Consider the following 6772-nt stretch of genomic DNA (forward strand, 5'->3'; position numbering starts at 1 on the left):
CGGGCGGGAGCTCACGCTCTTGTTCGTGGCGCACCGCAAGGAGATCCTTGAGCAATCACTCAAAACGTATCGTAAGGTCCTGGGTAAAGGTTCCTTCGGAGAACTGTGCGTGGACGGAGAAAAACCGGAGGCCTGGAAACAGGTGTTCGCCAGCGTCCAGTCTCTGGCCGCCTTCGGACTCTCCAAGATCGAACCGCGTGCCTTTGACATTGTGGTGATCGACGAGTTCCACCATGCAGAGGCAAACTCCTACCGCAGGCTAATTGAGCATCTGAAGCCCATCGAACTCCTTGGACTTACGGCAACGCCCGAACGCGGCGACGGCATCAATGTTGCCGACACCTACTTTGACGGAAAGATCGCCTCTGAACTACGCCTGTGGGATGCCCTTGACGCAGACCTGCTGGTTCCTTTTCACTACTTCGGGGTGGCAGACGATGTCGACCTAACCTCCATCGAATGGAAACGCGGTTCCTACGACCTGGAACAGCTCAGCAACGTCTACACCGGCAATGACATCCGCGCCCTGAAGATCATCAACGAGCTTCGGGACAAGGTGCTCAGCACGTCCTTGATGCGGGCGCTGGGTTTCTGCGTTTCGGTCCAGCACGCGCACTACATGGCGAAAGTCTTCAATGAGGCAGGCATTCCCTCAGTGGCGGTGTCGGGAAATTCAAGCACGGAGGAACGCGAGGGAGCGCTGGCAAAGCTCCGAGCCCGCGAACTGAACTGCATTTTCGCCGTCGACCTCTTCAACGAGGGGCTCGACGTGCCGGAGATCGACACGATCCTCCTGCTGCGTCCCACGCAGAGCTCAACCATCTTCCTGCAGCAACTCGGTCGCGGCCTGCGCCGGGCCGACGACAAGGCCGTGCTTACGGTGCTGGACTTCATTGGACAGCAACGCCGGGAGTTCCGCTTCGACGTCAAGTACCGCGCCCTGCTGGATGTACCGCGCAAGAAGCTGGAACGCATCATCGATGATGATGCACCAGGGCTGCCTTCCGGTTGCCAGCTCATGCTTGACCGGGTGGCGCGCTCCATCGTGCTGGAGAACATCCGCTCGCAGCTCAAGTTGAACAAGCCGGCGCTGGTTCGTGAGATCAAGTCCCATGGGTTGCTCGGACTGGATGACTATTTGGAGGAATCCGGCCGCGATGTCAAGGACATCTACCGAAAAACGGGGCATTCGTGGACGGATCTGATCCGCCGGGCAGAACTGATATCTTCGCGCTCGCCCTGGGAAGACGGGCTGGTTGAGTTTGATGCTGGTCAGCAGGACGAAGAGCGGGAGTTGCTCAAGCGGGTCACTCGGTTCCTCCATATTGATGATGCCGAGCGCGCCGAAGCATATTCCGAGCTGCTATCCAGCGACGCCCCGCGCTATGCGGAGTTGGGGCAGCGCAATCAGACATTTGCGCGCATGCTCTTCTACACGTTTTGGGACAACGGCGGTGGCTTCGGCTCATACGACGAAGGACTGGACCGCATCCGTGCCAACGGGTACCTGGTGCAGGAGCTACTCGCGGCCTTTGTACGTGGGGTCTCTCGCAGCCCGCATGCGCCAAAGGGACTACCGCTGGGACTCCAGCAGATTCCGCTGTATTCCCACGCCACATACTGGCGGTCAGAAGTACTGGCTGCCCTTGAGTATGGTTCCTTGGAGCAAGGAAAGGGTGTGAATCACCGCGAAGGCGTCGCCTGGTGTCCTCAGGTGAGCACCGATGCGCTCTTCGTGACCCTGGACAAGGATGAGACAGTCCACAACCCCAACACGCTGTACAAGGACTATGCGATAAGCCCGCGGCTCTTTCATTGGGAATCGCAGAACGCGACGAGTCCGAGTAGTCCGACGGGCCAACGATATTTGAACCGCAAAGATCGCGGATCACATATCTTGCTCTTCACCCGAGATTCCGCCAAGGACATCGATGGCCTGGTGCTGCCGTTTACCTGCTTGGGTACTGCCGACTACGTGGAGCACAAGGGCTCAAAGCCGATCGCCATCACGTGGAAGCTGCAGCGCGATATGCCGGTCAGCGTTTTCACTTCGGCGAATGCTGTTGCCAGATGAAGCGCACCCTGAACGCTGCAGGTTTTCCACTGGTGCACCTTGCTAGGCCAGCCACTGAGGGTTGAAGATAAGATTCCAGGTACTTCGATTACCGGCGTCGGCATTGAGCCAGTGGACTGCACGCTCGAGCAGAAATGCGGACATGTGCAAGGCGAAAGCGGGAAGCAACCGCGTGGCGGACGTGGCTCCGGCCCGCCGTCGCAAACGCGAGGACGGGCCGGGACCAAGTGTCGAAATTGTTAGATGTCTGTCAGCTCGCGCTTCCGGCCCTCTGGTGCGATGAGCACCGCAATGGCACAGATGGCCAGGACTGTGATCCAGCCAGCTCCAAGGATCACGCCGCCGGCGGTGACCGCCATGATGCCTGCGGCAATCATGGGCGTGAAGCCTGCACCGATCGTCGATGAGGCCTGGTAGGCAATCGATGAACCGGTGTAGCGGACTCGGGTGGGGAACATTTCCGCAATGAATGCGGCCAACGGGCCAAACATGAACCCCTGGATTCCCTGGCCCAGGATTACGGCCGTTGCGTAGCCGCCCACGGTACCGGATTCAACCAGGTTCAAGATCGGGAAGGCCGCGGCCATGCCGGCGACAATTCCAATGAGCAGGATGTTCTTGCGGCCGAAGCGGTCGCAGAGCCGCGCGCTGATGATGGTGGCAAGCAGCATGGCCACTGCGGCCAGTGCCTTGGCGTTGAGCACGCCGGTCTTGTCCGCGCCGTTGGCCACGGCCTCGCTGACGGCCCAGACGGTGACCATGCCGGCCATGGTGAACTGTGCGACGCCGGCCAAGATGCCCAAAGACAGCTGGCGCGGGTGCCGGGTGAACACCTCGAGGATCGGCATGCGCCGGCGGTCGGCTTCGCGTTCCAGGTTCTGGAAGAGCGGGCTCTCGGAGACCTTGAGCCGAATGACCAGTGCCAGGGCAACCAGTGCCGCGCTGAGCAGGAACGGGATGCGCCAGCCCCATGCAAGGAACTGCTCATCGGGAAGCAATGTCGCCGCCGACATCGCCAGGGTTGCCAGAGCTGCGCCGGCCGGGGCACCCATGTTGGCGAAGCTAGCTGCGAAGCCGCGCTTTCCCTTCGGTGCCTGCTCCAGGGCGATCAGCATGGCACCGCCCCATTCGCCGCCAACTGCGATGCCCTGGATGACGCGCAGGGTGATCAGCAGGATCGGTGCCATCACTCCGATGGTGGCGGTGGTGGGCAGCAGGCCCATGGCCGTGGTGGCCACGCCCATCATCACCATGGAAAGGATCAGCATCTTCTTGCGACCCAGGCGGTCGCCGTAGTGACCGAAGATGGCCCCGCCGATCGGGCGGGCTGCATAGCCGGCGGCCAAGGTGCCGAAGGAAGCGAAGGTGGCCCAGCCCGCGTCAAGGTTGACGAAGAAGACCTTGTTGAAGACCACTGCCGCGGCCGTGGCGTAGAGCAGGAAGTCGTAGTATTCGACCGCGCTGCCCACGAAGCTGGATGCGAGGATCCGCCGCATGTGCGGCGTATTCAGCGAGGTCTCGGCAACCGCCGGTGCCGTGGTGGTGTCGTGTGCCATGGTTCCTAATCCTTCTGGGTAATGGTGACGGAAGCAAGCGCGTCGTTGCGCAGGCGGGCAAAACTGATCGTCTCGAGGTCGTCAGGGACAAACACCGGCCCGGCGAAACTCTCTTCCGCCGCCTGCCAGACGGCGGGTTCGGCATTACCCGGCACGAGGTGGTGCAGTGCGAGTGCCCGGGCGCCTGCGGCGGCGGCGAGTTCTCCGGCCTGCCTCGGGGTGGTGTGCGACTTGCGGTGGTGCTCGATGGTCGCGGTGCGGGTCGCTTCGTCAACGTCGGCGTAGGAGTTGGCGGCCCAATCCATGTCGATGGCCTCGTGCAGGAGCAGGTCGGTGTCCTGTGCAAGACGCACGAGGTTGGCGCAGGGCGCGGTGTCCCCGGAGATGGTGACCGAGCCTTCAGCCGTGTCGAAACGGAAAGCGAAGGCCGGGGCCACCGGGGGATGGGCCACGAGTGTGGCAGTGACGGTAACCAGCTCGTCCGCGTAGATGGTGAACGGTTCCATGCCCTCGGGCGTGGCGTTCTCGTTCGGGTGGTAGCCGGTCTCCGCGGGGATCGCGATGTCGCAGGCCTCGAACACCGTGTACGGCGAGGGGCGCAGCGAGTCGAGCATCCGGTCGGTCAGGTCCGCCGAGTAGGCGCGAAAGAGGTTCTCGACCATGTCTTTGGTGCCGGCGGTCGGGGTATCGGCGAAGAGCGGCTGGATGTCGCCTTCGGCATTCTTGTTCACCGGGGGCAGCATGCCCCGGTCGCCCGGGCCCAGAATGCGCACCGGGGCACCTTGCCGCTGACCGGTCATCATCCAGCCGAAGAGCAACATGCCGGCCATGTCCACGGTGTGGTCCGAGTGCAAGTGCGTCAGGAAGATTCCGCGCAACTGGTTCGGGTCCAGACCAGCCTCGGCGAACTGGCCGCTGGCCCCGCGGCCGCAGTCGACCAGGTAGACGGCCTTGCCGACGACGACGGCGGTGGCGATGCCGTTGCGCCGCCTACCAGCAGATGGGGCACCCCACCAGCGGGGGCCGCCGGCGGTGCCAAGGGTGATGACTCGGGGAGAGAGGTCCATGAATGCTCCTGAAAGGGGAAGGTCTTGGAATCAACTATGACCTGGAACATATACTGTGAAAATCGAAACTAATGATCGATCTTGTTTGAAGGAGTCAACTTTGCTTGCCGTGACCCTACGCCAGCTCGAGATCTTCCTTGTCGTGGCGGAAGAAGGAACGCTGGCCGCCGCCGCGCAACGCCTGCACATGACGGGAGGCTCGCTGTCGGTGGCCCTGAGCACGCTGGAAAAAACGCTCGGGGTCCAGCTGCTGGTTCGCCGGCGGGCAAAGGGTGCCGCACTCACAGTGGCCGGGCGTGAGCTGGTCGAGAACGCGAAACAGGTCCTTGCCTCCGCCCACGCGCTCGAGGCCTCTGCCGGAGCCATTCGGGGTGAGCTCGTCGGAACCTTGACGATTGGATGCTTTGACACCCTGTCCCCGTGGCTGGTGCCGCCGGTGCTTGAGTACTTCGCTGAGCATCACCCGCAGGTCGAGGTCCTCGTGTCCGAGGCCTCCTCCGATGAGCTTCAGCGCCGGCTGCAACAAGGGGAATTGGATGCAGCCTTCATGTACCAATTGCACGTGGACACCGACCTGGAACGCGCATTGGTCGCTGCAGTGCGATTGCAACTGGTCTTGCCGGCCAACCACAGGCTGGCCGATCGCGAGGAGGTTCGCTTTGCGGAGCTCGGGGAGGAGCCTGCGGTGCTCCTGGGACTAAAGCCGGCGCCGGACCTGATCATGGCCATGACGGAGGCTGCGGGCTTCAAGCCCAATGTCCGGTGGCGCTTGCGCAACGTCGAGACGATCCGTTCGGTGGTGGGCCGCGGTTTGGGGTACACCGTGATCATGGGCCGCCCGAGCGGGGACAAGACCTACGACGGGCATAAATTGGTCTACAAACGCATTGCAGACGAGCTGCCGGAAAATGCTGTCCAGCTCGTTTTCCAGTCCGGTTCACTCGGCAATGCCAAGATCCGCGCATTGCGCGACTTCGCCACGACTCAACTGGGGGACATCGCGGATCCCATGCAGCATTGGGCCGCGGATACGTAGTCCTCGCGGTGCCTTCGACGCAGTCTAATAAGTAGGTTGAGCGCCCCACTATCCGAGGGTGTCCGTGGCGGGCAACCCACCTGGCGGGTTTCCCCTCAAGTCCAGGGGTTGTGCACACGGTCGGCTGTGGAGGAGTATCGGTCCGGTGGCCCGAACGGACGAGGAAACATCTGGTGCAATGCCGAGGGAGATGGAAGATACATGGCACTGATGGAGGAAAACTCCGACCGTGGTTTTCTGGCCAAGTGGGTGTTGAAAGCGGGGCGGGGGCAAGGAGCCAGACCCGCGCTTCACGTCGACCAATGAACGAACCTTCTTGGCCTGGATCCGTAGCTCCCTCGGTTTTCTGGCCGGGGGCATTGCGCTGGAAGCCTTTTGCTTCCCAGGCATTTCCCGGGCCGCTTCGCACCGGAATCGCGCTGTTCCTGATTATCATCGGGATGTTCATTCGTGCCGGGGCCGCTGTGCGCTGGCGCAACATTGAATCATCCATGAGTCACGGCAAGGCGTTGCCGCTGACCGTCCCGATCCTGGGCCAGGGTGACGCGGTAGCCGCGGCGGTTGCGGCGGTGTTGATAGCAGTTAATCCCTGAGTGTTCGGGGTCCATCGATGGGGCACCCGGACCCGGGGTTGCAACCCGAGCGCACGGTCATGACGTGGGTCCGGACCACCCTGTCCCTGTGCGTGGCGGGCTTGATCTGCCTGGGTTGGATACCGCACGATGGCCTGCCGAGCCTGCCGAGCCTGCCGAGCCTGCCGAGCCCGAGCCGTCCTTGTCGTCAGTCATCGCCTTGTAGCCAGCCTCGACGCCCTTCTTCACCTTGGTCGCTGCCGGTCCCGCCTTCTCCTTCACGCCTTGCTTCAGCTCCTGCACTTCATCGGTCGACCAGATCGCCCGCACGTGACCGAAGAAGGTCCGGTTGCCGAGCTTGACCGTCGAGCCACAGAACGCGAGAGCACCCGCGAGCGCCAGGAACACGAGCAGCCGGATCATGCGCGGAGCATAGCGCGCCGGTGCCAGCTTCGCCTGTCATGCAG

6 protein-coding genes are annotated in these 6772 nt (G+C 62.6%); 4 read left to right on the forward strand and 2 right to left on the reverse strand.

Annotated elements, in window-relative coordinates; translation table 11 throughout:
* The coding region (locus tag ACLQ7E_RS16655) for a DUF3427 domain-containing protein (RefSeq protein ID WP_411733689.1) at positions 1–2074 on the forward strand (2074 nt) is incomplete at its 5' end.
* Between the two features lie 239 nt (positions 2075–2313).
* Here ACLQ7E_RS16655 and ACLQ7E_RS16660 read toward each other — a convergent pair.
* Complete coding sequence (locus ACLQ7E_RS16660) at positions 2314–3630, reverse strand: MFS transporter (protein WP_411733690.1); 1317 nt, start codon at positions 3628–3630, stop codon at positions 2314–2316.
* Between the two features lie 5 nt (positions 3631–3635).
* Positions 3636–4697, reverse strand: a complete 1062-nt coding sequence (locus ACLQ7E_RS16665; RefSeq protein ID WP_411733691.1) for an MBL fold metallo-hydrolase — start codon at positions 4695–4697, stop codon at positions 3636–3638.
* Between the two features lie 109 nt (positions 4698–4806).
* Between ACLQ7E_RS16665 and ACLQ7E_RS16670 the strand changes: the two genes are divergently transcribed.
* The 3 genes from ACLQ7E_RS16670 to ACLQ7E_RS16680 all read left to right on the forward strand — a co-directional run bounded on the left by ACLQ7E_RS16670 (position 4807) and on the right by ACLQ7E_RS16680 (position 6667).
* Positions 4807–5733: a LysR family transcriptional regulator gene (locus ACLQ7E_RS16670; RefSeq protein WP_411733693.1), complete on the forward strand. Its 927-nt coding sequence runs from the start codon at positions 4807–4809 to the stop codon at positions 5731–5733.
* Between the two features lie 316 nt (positions 5734–6049).
* Positions 6050–6217 (forward strand): hypothetical protein, encoded by a 168-nt coding sequence (locus ACLQ7E_RS16675; protein WP_411733692.1) that lies wholly within the window; start codon positions 6050–6052, stop codon positions 6215–6217.
* 168 nt (positions 6218–6385) lie between these two features.
* On the forward strand, positions 6386–6667 hold the full coding sequence (locus ACLQ7E_RS16680; protein ID WP_411733694.1) for a hypothetical protein: 282 nt from the start codon (positions 6386–6388) through the stop codon (positions 6665–6667).
* Positions 6668–6772: the final 105 nt, after the last annotated feature.

This window comes from Paeniglutamicibacter sp., from assembly GCF_046714615.1.
In the GTDB taxonomy this organism is placed as follows: Bacteria; Actinomycetota; Actinomycetes; order Actinomycetales; family Micrococcaceae; genus Paeniglutamicibacter.

What these genes read in the sequence shown, in the direction of transcription:
- ACLQ7E_RS16660 (WP_411733690.1), bottom strand. Translation starts at nt 3,630, where the DNA reads ATGGCACACGACACCACCACGGCACCGGCGGTTGCCGAGACCTCGCTG.
- ACLQ7E_RS16665 (WP_411733691.1), bottom strand. Translation starts at nt 4,697, where the DNA reads ATGGACCTCTCTCCCCGAGTCATCACCCTTGGCACCGCCGGCGGCCCC.
- ACLQ7E_RS16680 (WP_411733694.1), top strand. Translation starts at nt 6,386, where the DNA reads ATGACGTGGGTCCGGACCACCCTGTCCCTGTGCGTGGCGGGCTTGATC.